Source organism: Geobacter sulfurreducens PCA, from assembly GCF_000007985.2.
Lineage (GTDB): Bacteria > Desulfobacterota > Desulfuromonadia > Geobacterales > Geobacteraceae > Geobacter > Geobacter sulfurreducens.
Genome location: NC_002939.5, coordinates 163,786 through 177,427 on the forward strand (window position 1 = coordinate 163,786; position 13,642 = coordinate 177,427).

Genomic DNA, 13,642 nt, shown 5'->3' on the forward strand with positions numbered 1-13,642 from the left:
TCATGCAGATACAGAGGACCCGATGACCGGAAAAGAGATACGCGCCCGATTTCTCAAGTTCTTCGCCGACCGGGGGCATGCCGTCGTGCCCAGCTCCCCCCTCATTCCCCACAATGACCCAACGCTCCTGTTCGCCAATGCCGGCATGAACCAGTTCAAGGACTGTTTTCTGGGCCTGGAGAAGCGTGATTACGTCAGGGCCTGCTCCTCCCAGAAGTGTGTCCGGGCCGGTGGCAAGCACAACGACCTGGAGAACGTGGGGCGCACCGCCCGGCACCATACCTTCTTCGAAATGCTCGGCAACTTTTCCTTTGGCGACTATTTCAAGAAAGAGGCCATCGCCTTTGCCTGGGAATTCCTCACCAAAGACCTGGGCCTCGATAAAGACCGCCTCTACGTGACGGTTTATACGGACGACGACGAGGCCGCCGACATCTGGCACCTGCAAGAGGGGGTTCCCCGGGAGCGGATCTACCGCTTCGGCGAGAAGGACAACTTCTGGGCCATGGGCGATACCGGGCCCTGCGGCCCTTGCAGCGAGATTTTCTGGGACAACGGTCCCGAGGTCGGTTGCGGCAGCCCCGACTGCGCCGTTGGGTGCGACTGCGACCGGTACATGGAGATCTGGAACAACGTCTTCATGCAGTTCAACCGCTCCGCCGACGGGGTGCTCACCCCCCTGCCCAAGCCCTCCGTCGATACCGGCATGGGGCTCGAGCGCATCTCCACGGTCATGCAGGGGGTGAAGTCCAACTACGACACCGACCTGTTCCAGGGGATCATCGGGCACGTGGAAAAGCTCTCGGGCAAGCGCTACCGGCACAGCGAGAAAGACGACGTCTCCATGCGGGTCATGGCGGACCACGTCCGGGCCACCACTTTCCTGATCTGCGACGGGGTCCTCCCCTCAAACGAGGGACGGGGCTACGTGCTGCGCCGGATCATGCGCCGGGCCGCCCGGCACGCGAAGATGCTCGGCTTTGCCGAACCAGTCATCTGCCGGATGGTAGAGGCCGTCAACGCCATGATGGGCGACGCCTACCCGGAACTTTTGGAGCGTGAGGAGTACATCAGAAAGGTGATCCGGGCCGAGGAGGAGCGCTTTGCCGAAACCCTCGACCGGGGACTCGCCATCCTCAACGAGGCCGTGGCGGATCTCAAGAACGAAGGGCGCACGGTCATCCCCGGCGAGACCCTGTTCCGGCTCTACGACACCTTCGGTTTTCCCACGGATCTCACCGCGGACATCGTCCGGAGCGAAGGGTTCACCATCGATGAAGATGGTTTCGAAGCCTGCATGGAGCGACAGCGGGAGCAGGCCCGGGAGCACTGGAAGGGCTCCGGCGAGGAGGGGATCGCCGAGGTCCACAAGACCCTCCATTCCCGGGGCGTCCGGAGCCGTTTCACGGGCTACGAAGCCCGCACCGCCTACTCTCCGGTGACGGTCCTCCTCAAGGGCGGGGCCGAGGTGGCCGAGGCCACGGCCGGCGACCGGGTGGAGATCATCACCGACGCCACTCCCTTCTACGGCGAGTCGGGCGGCCAGGTGGGGGACACCGGAACCATCTCCACGGGCAGCGCCCACGTGGAGGTGACGGAAACGCTTCGTCCTTTCCCGGATCTCATCGTCCACCGGGGGACCGTGGTCGAGGGCACCATCAGGCAGGGCGACGCCTGCGATCTGAAGGTCGCGCCGGGCCGCGACGCCACCGCCCGCAACCATACCGCAACCCATCTCCTCCAGTCGGCGCTCCGCCAGGTGCTGGGGGATCACGTGAAGCAATCGGGCTCCCTTGTGGGGCCGGACCGCCTCCGCTTCGACTTCACCCATTTCGCGGCCATGACGCCCGAAGAGATCCGGCGGGTTGAGGAGATCGTCAACTCCTGCATCATGGCCAACGACGACGTCCATGCTCGGGAAATGGCCCTGGACGAGGCCATGGAGATCGGCGCCACCGCACTGTTCGGCGAAAAATACGGGGACACTGTCCGGGTGGTTAGGGTGGGCGAAGTGAGCATGGAGCTGTGCGGTGGCACCCATGTCCACGCCGCCGGCGACATCGGTTTCTTCAAGATACTCTCCGAGGCGGGAATTGCCGCGGGGGTCCGCCGCATCGAGGCCCTGACCGGCATGGGCGCCCTGCGTCACGTGCAGCAGCTGGAGGACGAGCGGAAAGAGATCGCCGCCCTGATCAAGGCCGAGGGGGGCGACAATGTGGAGCGTCTCCAGCGGCTGTTGACTCGTCAGAAGGATATGCAGCGGGAAATCGAGACCCTGGAGTCGCGCCTCAACGCCGCCCGCTCGGCGGACCTGCTGGCGGATGTCCGGGAGGTGAACGGCGTCAAGGTCCTCGCCACCCTGGCTGAGGTGGACGATCCGAAGAAGCTCCGGGAGCTTGCCGACACCCTCAAGGACCGGCTCGGCTCTGGTGTTGTGGCCCTCGGGTGCGTCAAGGAAGGAAAGGCGAATCTTCTGGTGGCGGTGACCAAGGATCTGACCGGCCGCGTCAAGGCCGGCGACCTGATCCGTCAGCTTTCCCCCATCATCGGCGGTAGCGGAGGAGGGAAGCCGGAGCTGGCCCAGGCGGGCGGAACCCTGCCGGACAAGCTCGGCGAGGCCCTCGGCAAGGTGTGTGAACTCGTCCCCTGACCGGGGAAACGGCAGGAACACCATGGATATCGTGACCAAGATGCAGTCTGAGCGCGGTCTCAAGTCGATTCTCGTCGTGGATGACGAATCGGTGATCCGCGACCTGTGCGCCAAGGCCCTCAAGGGGTACCGGGTCCTTCAGGCCGGCGACGGCGAAGAGGCCCTGCGCCTGTTCGAGCGGGGGGGGATCGACGTTATCCTCACCGACGTAATGATGCCGAAGCTGAACGGCATCGAGCTCCTGCGGCGCCTCAAGGAGATGGAGCCGACGCTCGTAGTCATCGTTATGACCGGTTACGCCGAAAAGGATATCATCCTCAATGCGCTCAAGGCGGACGCCGACGACTTCATCACCAAACCCCTGAACCTGCTGCAGCTCAAGACGGCAGTGGACCGCGCCTTGGACAAGAAGGTCCTCAAGGAGGAGATCGCCAATCTCAAGAGCATGGACCGGCTCAAGAGCAACTTTCTGTCGCTCATCTCCCACAAGTTCCGGACGCCGCTCACCGCCATCTCGCTCTTTCTCCAGAATCTCGCGTGCGGCGTCTACGACCCCGAGGACCCTGAATCCCGCAGGAACCTGGAGCTCATCTTCGGCCAGTCCCGCTACCTGGAAAGCCTGGTGAGCGAACTCCTCGCCTTCAGTCGCTTCATGGACGCCGAGGCGGGCCTCCAACTAGAGCCGTGCCTGCTGCAGGACCTGATTCCCAAGCTCGTCACGTCCTCCCGTGAGGCGGTCGCCAAGCCCGGCATCGTCACCTCCTTCGACCTGGCCCCGCTGCCTCCCATCTCCCTGGACCGTGAGAAGATTACCTTCGCCATCGGCCAGATCATCGACAACGCCTACAAGTTTTCCCGGGAGAGAGGCAAGATCACCATCACTCTCAGGGAGTCGGGCGACGAGTACCTGCTGGCCGTCGAGGACACGGGCGTGGGCATCCCCCGTGATGAAATACCCAAAATTTTCGAGAAGTTCTACCAAGTGGACCCCGAAGGTACCGGTCAGATCCGCGGTTTCGGCCTCGGCCTTTTCTACGCGCGCGAGTTCGTCAAGCTCCACGATGGCACCATCTCTATCGAGAGCGAAGCCGGAGCTGGAACCCGGGTCACCATTGCCCTCCCCAGCGCAGCCACCTGAGATCGGCGTCATCCGCCCGGCTACGCGCGCTGTGAGCCCCTTTCACGGTTGATTATTTCCCTCGTTCTGCTATAGTTACACCTTTCTTGCGACCGTCCCCGCCCCTATCCCACCGCCCGGGAGGCCATTCCGGATGCAGCATCTCATCGACAAGGCAAATACCCTCATGGAGGCGCTGCCGTATATCAGGCGCTTCTCCGGCAAGACCATCGTCATTAAGTACGGCGGCCACGCCATGGCAGACGAGGCCCTGAAGGAATCCTTCGCCCTCGACGTCATCATGCTGAAGTCCCTCGGGATCAACCCCGTTGTGGTCCACGGCGGCGGCCCCCAGATCAATGAGACCCTCAAGCGGTACGGCATCGTCTCTGAATTCGTGAAGGGGATGCGAGTCACCGACGCCGCCACCATGCAGGTGGTGGAAATGGTGCTCACCGGCCAGGTGAACAAGGAGGTGGTGGGGTACCTGAACCAGCACGGGGGCAGGGCCGTGGGGCTCTCGGGCAAGGACGGCAATCTCCTCCTCTGCCGCAAGCTTCTCCAGGAGGTCAGGCAGGATGACGGCACCGTGGAGTCGGTGGATATCGGCTTCGTGGGCGACGTGGTCAAGGTGAACCAGGAGCTGATCCAGACCCTGGAGCACGGCAAGTTCATCCCGGTCATCGCCCCGGTGGGGGTAGGCGAGCAGGGAGAGAGCTACAACGTGAATGCCGACCTCGTGGCCGGCCGGGTGGCCGGAGCCCTGCGGGCCGAAAAGCTGATCCTGCTCACTGACGTGGCAGGGGTGAAGGACAAGGCGGGGGCCCTCCTCTCCAGCATCCGCCTCGATACGGTGCCCGGCCTCATCGACGACGGTGTCATCACCGGCGGCATGATCCCCAAGGTCACCTGTTGCGTCGATGCCATCGAGGAGGGGGTCAGAAAGGCCTCCATCATCGACGGCCGGGTGCTTCACGCGGTTCTGCTGGAGATCTTCACCGACGTCGGCGTCGGCACCGAGATCCACCGATGACGGCCTCTCCCGGCAGGAAGCCCCGGTCAGAGGCATGAAACGGACAGGCGCGGCCCAGGCCGCCCATGAGGATCGCTGATATGAATACCACTCAATGGATTGCAAAGGCTGACAAATACATCATGAAGACCTATGGCCGGTACCCCCTGGTGCCGGTGCGGGGAGAAGGGTGCCGGGTCTGGGACGCGGACGGGAAGGAGTATCTGGACTTCCTTGCCGGCGTGGCCGTGAACAACCTGGGGCACTGCCATCCGAAAGTGGTTGAGGCGCTGCGCACGCAGGCCGCCGAGATCATCCACTGCTCCAACTACTACCACATCCCGAACCAGATCGAGCTGGCCGAGCTGCTCTGCGCCCACTCCTTCGCGGACAAGGTCTTTTTCTGCAACAGCGGCGCCGAGGCCAACGAGGCCGCCATCAAGCTGGCCCGCAAGCATGCCCGGGAGAAGACCGGCGACGCCGAACGCTATGGCATCATCACGGCGCTGGCCTCCTTCCACGGCCGGACCATGGCCACCATCTCCGCCACGGGCCAGGAAAAGGTCCAGAAGTTTTTCGACCCGCTCCTCCACGGCTTCACCTACGTCCCCTTCGACGATGCCGCGGCCCTGGAGGCAGCGGTCACTCCCACGACCTGCGCGGTGATGCTGGAGCCGATCCAGGGGGAAGGGGGCGTGGTCGTCCCTTCTGCCGACTACTTCCGGAAGGTTCGGGAGATCTGCGATCGCCACGGCCTGCTCCTCATCTTCGACGAAGTTCAGGTGGGGATCGGGCGGACCGGCAAGCTCTTCGCCCATGAACACTTTGACGTGACCCCCGACATCATGACCCTGGCCAAGGCCCTTGCCGGGGGCGCCCCCATCGGTGCCATGCTGGCCCGGGACGAGATCGCCGCGTCCTTTTCACCCGGCACCCACGGCTCAACCTTCGGGGGCAATCCCCTGGTCACCGCCGCGGGTTTGGCAGCCGTCCGGGCCGTGCTGGAGGAGGGGCTCCTTAACCGGGCCGAGGAGATGGGCGAATACCTGGTGGGGGAGCTGGAGCGGCTCAAGGGAAAATACGACATCATCACCGACGTGCGGGGCATCGGTCTCATGGTCGGCATGGAACTGTCGGTGCCGGCCGGCGACATCGTGCTCAAGGGGCTGGAGCGGGGCGTGCTCTTGAACGTGGCCCAGGACCGGGTACTCCGGTTCGTCCCTCCCCTGGTGGTGACCAAGCAGGAAGTGAATGACATGATCGCCGTTCTCGACGGCATCCTGGAGGAAATGACGAAATGATCAGGCACTTTCTGGCCCTCAACCAGTTTACGAAAGAGGAGCTCGACGGGCTCTTCACCCTCAGCCGGGAACTGAAGGACAAGCAGAAGCAGGGCGTTCCCCACCGGCTGCTGGAGGGGAAGAGCGTGGCCCTCATCTTCGAGAAATCGTCCACCCGGACCCGCGTCTCCTTTGAGGTGGGAGTCGCCCAACTGGGAGCCCATCCCCTGTTCATCTCCTCGGCCACGTCCCAGATGGGGCGGGGCGAACCCATCAAGGACACGGCCCGTGTCATGGCCCGCTACTGCGACGGCGTCATGATCCGCACCTACGGCCAGGAGATCGTTGAGGAGTTCGCCCGCTACTCGTCGGTGCCGGTCATCAACGGCCTCACCGACCTGTTCCATCCCTGCCAGATCATGGCCGACCTCTTCACGGTCATCGAATACAAGGGAGGCTATCAGGGACTGAAATTCGCATGGGTCGGCGACGGCAACAATATGGCCAACACCTGGATTGAAGCCGCCGCCATCCTGGGCTTCGACCTGGCCCTGGCCTGCCCCACCGGGTACGAGCCCGACCGGCAGGTCTGGGACTGGGCCCAGCAGCGGGCCACGTCCTCCATCACCATCACCGAGGACCCTGAGGAGGCCGTGCGCGACGCCGACGTCGTCAACACCGATGTCTGGGCCAGCATGGGGCAGGAGCAGGAGCAGAAGGAGCGTGAGGCGGCGTTCCAGGGCTACTGCCTCGACGACGCCCTGGTTGCCTTGGCCCGGCCCGACTGCATGGTCCTCCACTGCCTCCCGGCCCACCGGGGCGAGGAGATCACCGACAGTGTCATCGAAGGCCCCCGCTCCGCCGTCTGGGACGAGGCCGAAAACCGGCTCCACATTCAGAAAGCCATCATGGCTTCATTGATGAAGTAACCCGATTTTATTCCGATCAAAAGGAGATCCCCATGGCCAAAGCGCACAAAGACGTCAAGAAGATCGTCCTTGCCTATTCGGGCGGACTCGACACATCCATCATCCTCAAGTGGCTCAAGAACGAGTACGGCTGCGAGGTCATCGCCTTCTCCGCCGATCTGGGCCAAGGCGACGAACTGGCGCCGATCCGCGACAAGGCCATCGCAACCGGCGCCGACAAGGTCTACATCGACGACCTGAAGGAAGAATTCGTCAAGGACTTCGTATTCCCCATGTTCCGCGCCAACGCCATTTACGAGGGGCACTACCTCCTGGGCACCTCCATCGCCCGCCCCCTCATCGCCAAGCGTCAGATGGAGATCGCGAAGATCGAGGGTGCCGACGCCGTTTCCCACGGCGCCACCGGCAAGGGGAACGACCAGGTCCGCTTCGAGCTGGCCTACTACCACTTTGACCCGGCCATCACCGTGGTTGCCCCCTGGCGCGAGTGGAAGCTCAACAGCCGCCAGGCCCTGGTGAACTACGCCAGGAAGAACGGGATCCCGATCCCGGTCACCAAGAAGCGTCCCTGGTCCTCGGACCGCAACCTCCTCCACATCTCCTTCGAGGGCGGCATCCTGGAGGATACCTGGGCCGAGCCCCCCGAGAACATGTACGTGCTGACCAAGGCGCCGGAAAAGGCCCCCAACAAGCCCCAGTTCGTGGAGATCGAATTCAAAAACGGCAATGCCGTGGCCGTTGACGGCGAGAAGATGAGCCCGGCCCAGCTCCTGGCTCACCTGAACTACATCGGCGGCGAGCACGGTATCGGCCGGGTCGATCTCCTGGAGAACCGCTCCGTGGGCATGAAGTCCCGGGGCGTGTACGAGACCCCCGGCGGCACCATCCTGCGCGAGGCCCACTCGGCGGTGGAGCAGATCACCATGGACCGCGAGGTCATGCGGATCCGCGACTCCCTCATCCCCGAGTACGCCCGCCAGGTCTATGCCGGCTACTGGTTCTCGCCGGAGCGGGAGATGCTCCAGACCCTGATCGACGATTCCCAGAAGTGCGTGAACGGCGTGGCCCGGGTGAAACTCTACAAGGGGCACTGCCGTACCGTGGGGCGCAAGTCCGAGACCAACTCTCTCTTCAACCTGGACTTCGCCACCTTCGAAAAGGATCAGGTCTTCAACCAGGCCGACGCCACCGGCTTCATCAAGATCAACTCCCTGCGGCTGCGGATCAGGTCGCTCATGCAGGGGAAGAAGTAGAAAACGCGCCTTTTCCGCACGCTCTGCGTTGCCCTGCGAAACTGCTTGTGCGGCGTACGTTCAGTATGCCTCCGCACCGTTTCGTGAGTGCCTTGACCGTGCGAAACATTCGCGTTTTCAGAAAGATCAAAAGGGACACGGTCCGCCGTGTCCCTTCGTCTATCCCATGGCCGACAAGACATTCAAGAAAGACCACATCGTCACCTCTGTCGTGGCCGTCATCGTGGATGATGACGGTCAGGTGCTCCTCACCAAGCGGAACGTGACCCCCTTCAAGGGGGAATGGGTCATGCCCGGTGGGAAGATCGACCTGGGTGAGCCGATCGTCGCGGCCCTCCAGCGGGAGGTTATGGAAGAGGTGGGGCTCCAGGTAGAGGTGGAAGACCTCATCGACGTGTTCGAGCACGTGACCCCAGGCGAGGACAACTACCACTTCATCATCCTCTACTACCTCTGCCACCCCATCTATTGTGACATCGACCACAACCGCGACGAGGTGGAGGAGGCCCGCTGGGTCCCCCGCGGAGAGCTGGCGGGCTACAAAATGCCCGAAGGGACCCGCTTCATCCTCGGCAAGGTATTTCCGGAGCTCTGCAGCTGCGAGACGTGACAAGGTTCCCATGGTCCAGATCATCGACAAGAAGGTGAATCTCGAATATCCCCTGGGGCACCACCTCCACTGCATGATCGCCCAGGTGCCGAACCACCTGCGGGGGGCGGAGAAGGGATTCGCCATCGAGGAGCCCGACCGCCAGTGGGAGCGGGTCCGGTCGATCCTCGACCTGGTGGCGGCCGGCGAGGGGAACCTGAAGAAGCTCCACTTCCTCATGTTTCCCGAGACCCACGTCCCGGTCGGCCGGTTCGACGAGATGCTGACCGCGATCAGCGGCACCTTCCGCCCCAACACCGTCACCATGTTCGGGGTGGAGCACGTGAGCCTCAAGGCCTACCGGGAGATGCTGGAGCGGTTCCGGGAGGACAACGCCGAGGCCATCGAGCTGGTGGACCGGGACATCGATTCGGGCGATGTGCTGGAGATGCCGGTCAACTGGTGCTGCATTGCGGTGAAGGAGGCCACGGGGAAACTGCGTGTCTTCCTGGAGGCCAAGAGCCACCCCTTCCACGGGGAGGAATTCCTGGACAAGTTCCACGATCTCTACCGCGGGCGCCACTTCTACCTCTTCCGGAGCCGCCCCTCCTGCTTCAACTTCATGGTTCTGATCTGTCTGGACTACCTTTACCGGGACCTGTACAGCTCCAACATCAAGCAGATCATTGACCACGCCAACCAGCTCTACTTCTCCACCCGGCAGACCCTGGACACCATCTTCGTGGTCCAGTGCAACCCCAAGCCCGAGCACCGGGCCTACCGGGACGTGCTCGCCGGGTTCTACGGCGAGTACCTGGAGGACACGCCCGGCGTGCGGGAAACGGTAACGGTCTTCGGCAATACCTCAGAGGAGACCCGGATTGAGGATGTCCCCGGCGGGCACGCCTTCGGCACCTCCTCCGTGGTCATCAACAGCAGCCACCGCCTGGCGCGGGTGCAGCTCTCGGAGTTCGCCACCGACGATTTCGACGGCGCTCCGATTTGCCGGCTTCGCTTCGGGACCGGGACCCGTCTCTACTACTTCAATCTTCCGCTCCACCACGAGATCGATCCGCGCACCACGCGGGTTCCCCTCAAGGTCCACACGATCATGCGCCCGTCCCGGGACGGCGGCTGGGTCAAGATCAGCGGGGATGAGCTGGTGGCGGGGTTCGAGATCGCGCAGAACATGTAATCACACCATCAGGAGATAGTCATGGCACACGAAAAACTGTGGGGCGGCCGCTTTTCCGAGCCGACCGACCAATTCGTCGAGGAATTCACCGCTTCCATCGACTTCGACAAGCGGCTCTACCACCAGGACATCCGGGGCTCCATCGCCCACGCGCGGATGCTGGGCAAGCAAGGCATCCTCCCCATGGCTGAGGTCGAAAAGATCGTGGCGGGGCTCCAGGAGGTCCTTGCCCGGATCGAGGCCGGGAAATTTGACTTCTCCGTGGCCCTGGAAGACATCCACATGAACATCGAGGCGCGTCTCACGGAGAAGATCGGCGAGGCCGGCAAGCGGCTCCACACCGGCCGTTCCCGCAACGACCAGGTTGCCCTCGACATCCGCCTCTACCTGCGGGACGAGATCGTGGAGATCTCCGCCTACCTGGATATGTTGGTGGACTCCCTCATTTACCAGGCGGAAGCCAACCTGGGCGTCATCATGCCCGGCTACACCCACCTGCAGACCGCCCAGCCCATCCTCTTCTCCCACCACATGATGGCCTACGTGGAGATGTTCACCAGGGACAAGGGGCGGATGGAGGACTGCCTGCGGCGGATGAACGTCCTTCCGCTCGGCGCCGGCGCCCTGGCCGGGACCACCTTCCCCATCGACCGGGAACACGTGGCCGAGCTGCTGGACTTCCCCGGCGTGACCCGCAATTCCCTCGATTCGGTATCGGACCGGGACTTCGCCCTGGAGTTCATGGGGGCCTCCTCGATCCTGATGATGCACCTCTCCCGTTTCTCCGAGGAGCTGATCCTCTGGTCCACCAGCGAGTTCAAGTTCGTGGAGCTGACCGATTCCTTCTGCACCGGCTCCTCGATCATGCCCCAGAAGAAGAACCCGGACGTGCCGGAACTGGTCCGCGGCAAAACCGGCCGGGTCTACGGCAACCTCATGGCGCTCCTCACGGTCATGAAGGCCCTGCCCCTGGCTTACAACAAGGACATGCAGGAAGACAAGGAGCCTCTCTTCGACACCATCGACACCGTGAAGGGGAGCCTCAAGATTTTCGCCGACATGGTGCGGGAGATGCGGATCAACGCCGGGAACATGCGGGCCGCGGCCGCCAAGGGTTTCTCCACCGCCACCGACGTGGCCGACTACCTGGTCCGCCAGGGGATGCCCTTCCGCGACGCCCACGAGGTGGTGGGGAAGACCGTGGCCTACTGTATCGCCAACGGCAAGGATCTCCCGGATCTGACCATGGATGAATGGCAGGGGTTCTCGGACAAGATCGGCGAGGACATCTTCGACGCGATTACCCTGGAAGCGTCGGTCAACGCCCGCGTCGCCACCGGCGGCACGGCCCTGGAGCGCGTCAAGGCGGAGATCGAGCGGGCCAAGGTGGGGAGATAGCGTGATTCGCGTCGCGGCACAGGGCCGGGGAGGGGACAGTGGGCGGTAATCATCGGATCGTAGTCAAGCTCGTCGCCGGAATCGCACTTGCGGCCGCCCTGGCAGGCTGCGGCAGGAAGGGGCCGCTGGTGCCGCCCGAATCCTTCGTGCCTGCCTCTGTCTCTACCCTGACGGTGGAGCAGAAGGATGACGCCTTCTACGTCTCCTGGCCCGCGCCCGAGAAGGATGAGGGGGGCCGCCCCCTCAAGGACCTGGCCGGGTTCAGGGTCTACCGCAGGCCGGTGCTCCCGCCGGGGCAGGACTGCGAGGAGTGCCCCACCGCCTACACGCTGATCAGGACCGTGGACCTGGAGTATCCCCAGGACGTGCGTTCCTATGACGGCCGCTACGTGCTGGCCGACCGCGGCCTGACCAACGGGGCCACCTACCAGTACAAGGTTATCTCATTCAAGAAGGACGGCAGCGAGAGCGGGGCCTCGAACCGGGCCCGTCGCACGATGGTGGCGGCCCCGCCTGCGCCGCGCCTCGCCGCTTCATCGAGCGCAACCGGCGTCGCGCTCCAGTGGGAACCGTCCCCGCCTGCGACCGGGGAGCCCGTTGGCGCCTACATTTACCGCCGCCGGGGCGACGACCTCGCCAGCTTGGTCCTCTTGACGCCGTCGCCGGTGACCGGCACGAGCTACGAGGACCAGCGCCTGGAGCGGGGCGTCACCTATGTCTATCTGGTGCGCCAGGTCGTTGCCGTGGACGGACAACTGGTGGAAGGCGCCGCATCCAACACCGTACGGGGCGCCCTGACCGAACCGGAGTAGGGGCCAGGCAGTGCGCGCTGCGGCCGGAACCGGGCGATAAGCCGCTAATCTTTTGACTTTTTAGGCCTTGCATGTTAAAAATATCCACTTTTGTTTACAGCGTGACGATTATTCACTTTTCATAAACGGAGGACACCATGAATCACTTCCAGTACAAGGGGAACGAGCTCCACGCCGAGGAGGTTTCGCTCAAGGAGATCGTGGCCCGGGTTGGTAGCCCGGTCTATGTTTATTCCCACGCCACCCTGACCCGGCACTTCACTGCCTTTGACGAGGCCTTCGCCGGCGTGCCCCACACCATCTGCTACTCGGTCAAGGCCAACTCCACCCAGGCAGTGCTCAGGACGTTCATCACCCTGGGCGGTGGCGCCGACATCGTTTCCGGCGGCGAGCTCTACCGCGCCCTCCAGGCCGGCGTCGATCCGAAAAAAGTGGTCTATTCCGGGGTGGGTAAGAAGGACGACGAGATCGAGTACGCCCTGAACACCGGCATCCTCATGTTCAACGTGGAGTCGGAGCAGGAGCTGACCCGCATCTCCGAGATCGCCTCCCGCATGGGCAAGAAGGCGGGCATCGCCATCCGGGTCAACCCCGACGTGGACCCCCAGACCCATCCCTACATCACCACGGGCCTCAAGAACGCCAAGTTCGGCATCACCATCGACCGGGCCATGGCCGAATACGCCCGCGCCAAGACGCTCCCCGGCATCGATGTGATCGGCATCGACATGCACATCGGCTCCCAGCTGACCAAGGTCACTCCCTTCGTGGACTCCATCGAGAAGCTGAAGACGATGATCGCCAACCTGCGCGGCCAGGGGATCGACCTGCAGTACTTCGACTGCGGCGGCGGCCTGGGGATCCAGTACAGCACCGAAGAGCCGCCGCTCCCCGCCGACTACGGCAAGGAGATCGTCGCGGCCACCAAAGAGCTGGGCATGCACCTGCTCTTCGAGCCGGGCCGCAACATCGTGGGCAACGCTGGCATCCTGGTGGCCACGTGCCTCTTCACCAAGGAGCGGGACGAGAAGAACTTCATCATGATCGACGCCGGCATGAACGACCTGGCCCGTCCGGCCCTCTACGGCTCTTTCCACGGCGTACAGCCGGTGGTCAAGGACCAGGACGGCATGATCGTGGCCGATATCGTGGGTCCCATCTGCGAGTCGGGCGACTTCCTGGTGAAGGACCGGGAGGTACCCATGTTCCGCCAGGGCGATCTGATGGCCTTCATGTCGGCCGGCGCCTACGGCTTCGCCATGAGCAGCACCTACAACAGCCGCCCCCGGGTGGCCGAGGTGATGGTCAAGGGTAACCAGTTCGAAGTGGTCCGCGAGCGGGAGACGGTGGAAGACCTGATCCGGGGCGAGCGGGTGCCGTCGTTCCTGTAACGAAAGACAACCCCAG

General features: G+C 63.6%; 11 protein-coding genes. All 11 read left to right on the forward strand.

Features of this window, described 5'->3' with window-relative positions; translation table 11 throughout:
• The first annotated feature begins 22 nt into the window (after window positions 1–22).
• Entirely contained in the window at window positions 23–2,650 is a 2,628-nt protein-coding gene (alaS, locus tag GS_RS00765) for an alanine--tRNA ligase (RefSeq protein WP_010940824.1), read from the forward strand.
• 22 nt (window positions 2,651–2,672) lie between these two features.
• Window positions 2,673–3,788, forward strand: coding sequence for a hybrid sensor histidine kinase/response regulator (locus tag GS_RS00770; protein WP_010940825.1), 1,116 nt, complete (start codon window positions 2,673–2,675; stop codon window positions 3,786–3,788).
• 133 nt (window positions 3,789–3,921) lie between these two features.
• Entirely contained in the window at window positions 3,922–4,800 is an 879-nt protein-coding gene (argB, locus tag GS_RS00775) for an acetylglutamate kinase (RefSeq protein WP_010940826.1), read from the forward strand.
• Between the two features lie 80 nt (window positions 4,801–4,880).
• Window positions 4,881–6,080 (forward strand): acetylornithine transaminase, encoded by a 1,200-nt coding sequence (locus GS_RS00780; RefSeq protein ID WP_010940827.1) that lies wholly within the window; start codon window positions 4,881–4,883, stop codon window positions 6,078–6,080.
• Window positions 6,077–6,988: an ornithine carbamoyltransferase gene (gene argF, locus GS_RS00785; RefSeq protein WP_010940828.1), complete on the forward strand. Its 912-nt coding sequence runs from the start codon at window positions 6,077–6,079 to the stop codon at window positions 6,986–6,988. The genes GS_RS00780 and argF overlap by 4 nt, the downstream gene beginning before the upstream one ends.
• Window positions 6,989–7,020: 32 nt before the next feature.
• Complete coding sequence (locus tag GS_RS00790; protein ID WP_010940829.1) at window positions 7,021–8,241, forward strand: argininosuccinate synthase; 1,221 nt, start codon at window positions 7,021–7,023, stop codon at window positions 8,239–8,241.
• 166 nt (window positions 8,242–8,407) lie between these two features.
• A complete protein-coding gene (locus tag GS_RS00795) occupies window positions 8,408–8,851 on the forward strand; it encodes an NUDIX domain-containing protein (protein WP_010940830.1) in 444 nt (147 codons plus the stop codon).
• Between the two features lie 10 nt (window positions 8,852–8,861).
• The gene (locus GS_RS00800) at window positions 8,862–10,025 is read left to right on the forward strand and encodes a hypothetical protein (RefSeq protein ID WP_010940831.1); all 1,164 of its coding nucleotides are present in this window, start codon (window positions 8,862–8,864) and stop codon (window positions 10,023–10,025) included.
• Between the two features lie 21 nt (window positions 10,026–10,046).
• Complete coding sequence (gene argH / locus GS_RS00805) at window positions 10,047–11,423, forward strand: argininosuccinate lyase (RefSeq protein ID WP_010940832.1); 1,377 nt, start codon at window positions 10,047–10,049, stop codon at window positions 11,421–11,423.
• Window positions 11,424–11,461: 38 nt separating this feature from the next.
• Window positions 11,462–12,235 carry an LPS translocon maturation chaperone LptM gene (locus GS_RS00810; RefSeq protein ID WP_010940833.1) on the forward strand — a complete coding sequence of 258 codons (774 nt, stop codon included), beginning with the start codon at window positions 11,462–11,464 and terminating at the stop codon, window positions 12,233–12,235.
• A 137-nt stretch (window positions 12,236–12,372) separates the two neighbouring features.
• Window positions 12,373–13,626 carry a diaminopimelate decarboxylase gene (gene lysA / locus GS_RS00815; protein ID WP_010940834.1) on the forward strand — a complete coding sequence of 418 codons (1,254 nt, stop codon included), beginning with the start codon at window positions 12,373–12,375 and terminating at the stop codon, window positions 13,624–13,626.
• Window positions 13,627–13,642 lie beyond the last annotated feature (16 nt).

Coding starts and splice junctions, on each gene's coding strand:
- alaS (WP_010940824.1), top strand. CDS start 23: ATGACCGGAAAAGAGATACGCGCCCGATTTCTCAAGTTCTTCGCCGAC.
- GS_RS00770 (WP_010940825.1), top strand. CDS start 2,673: ATGGATATCGTGACCAAGATGCAGTCTGAGCGCGGTCTCAAGTCGATT.
- argB (WP_010940826.1), top strand. CDS start 3,922: ATGCAGCATCTCATCGACAAGGCAAATACCCTCATGGAGGCGCTGCCG.
- GS_RS00780 (WP_010940827.1), top strand. CDS start 4,881: ATGAATACCACTCAATGGATTGCAAAGGCTGACAAATACATCATGAAG.
- argF (WP_010940828.1), top strand. CDS start 6,077: ATGATCAGGCACTTTCTGGCCCTCAACCAGTTTACGAAAGAGGAGCTC.
- GS_RS00790 (WP_010940829.1), top strand. CDS start 7,021: ATGGCCAAAGCGCACAAAGACGTCAAGAAGATCGTCCTTGCCTATTCG.
- GS_RS00795 (WP_010940830.1), top strand. CDS start 8,408: ATGGCCGACAAGACATTCAAGAAAGACCACATCGTCACCTCTGTCGTG.
- GS_RS00800 (WP_010940831.1), top strand. CDS start 8,862: ATGGTCCAGATCATCGACAAGAAGGTGAATCTCGAATATCCCCTGGGG.
- argH (WP_010940832.1), top strand. CDS start 10,047: ATGGCACACGAAAAACTGTGGGGCGGCCGCTTTTCCGAGCCGACCGAC.
- lysA (WP_010940834.1), top strand. CDS start 12,373: ATGAATCACTTCCAGTACAAGGGGAACGAGCTCCACGCCGAGGAGGTT.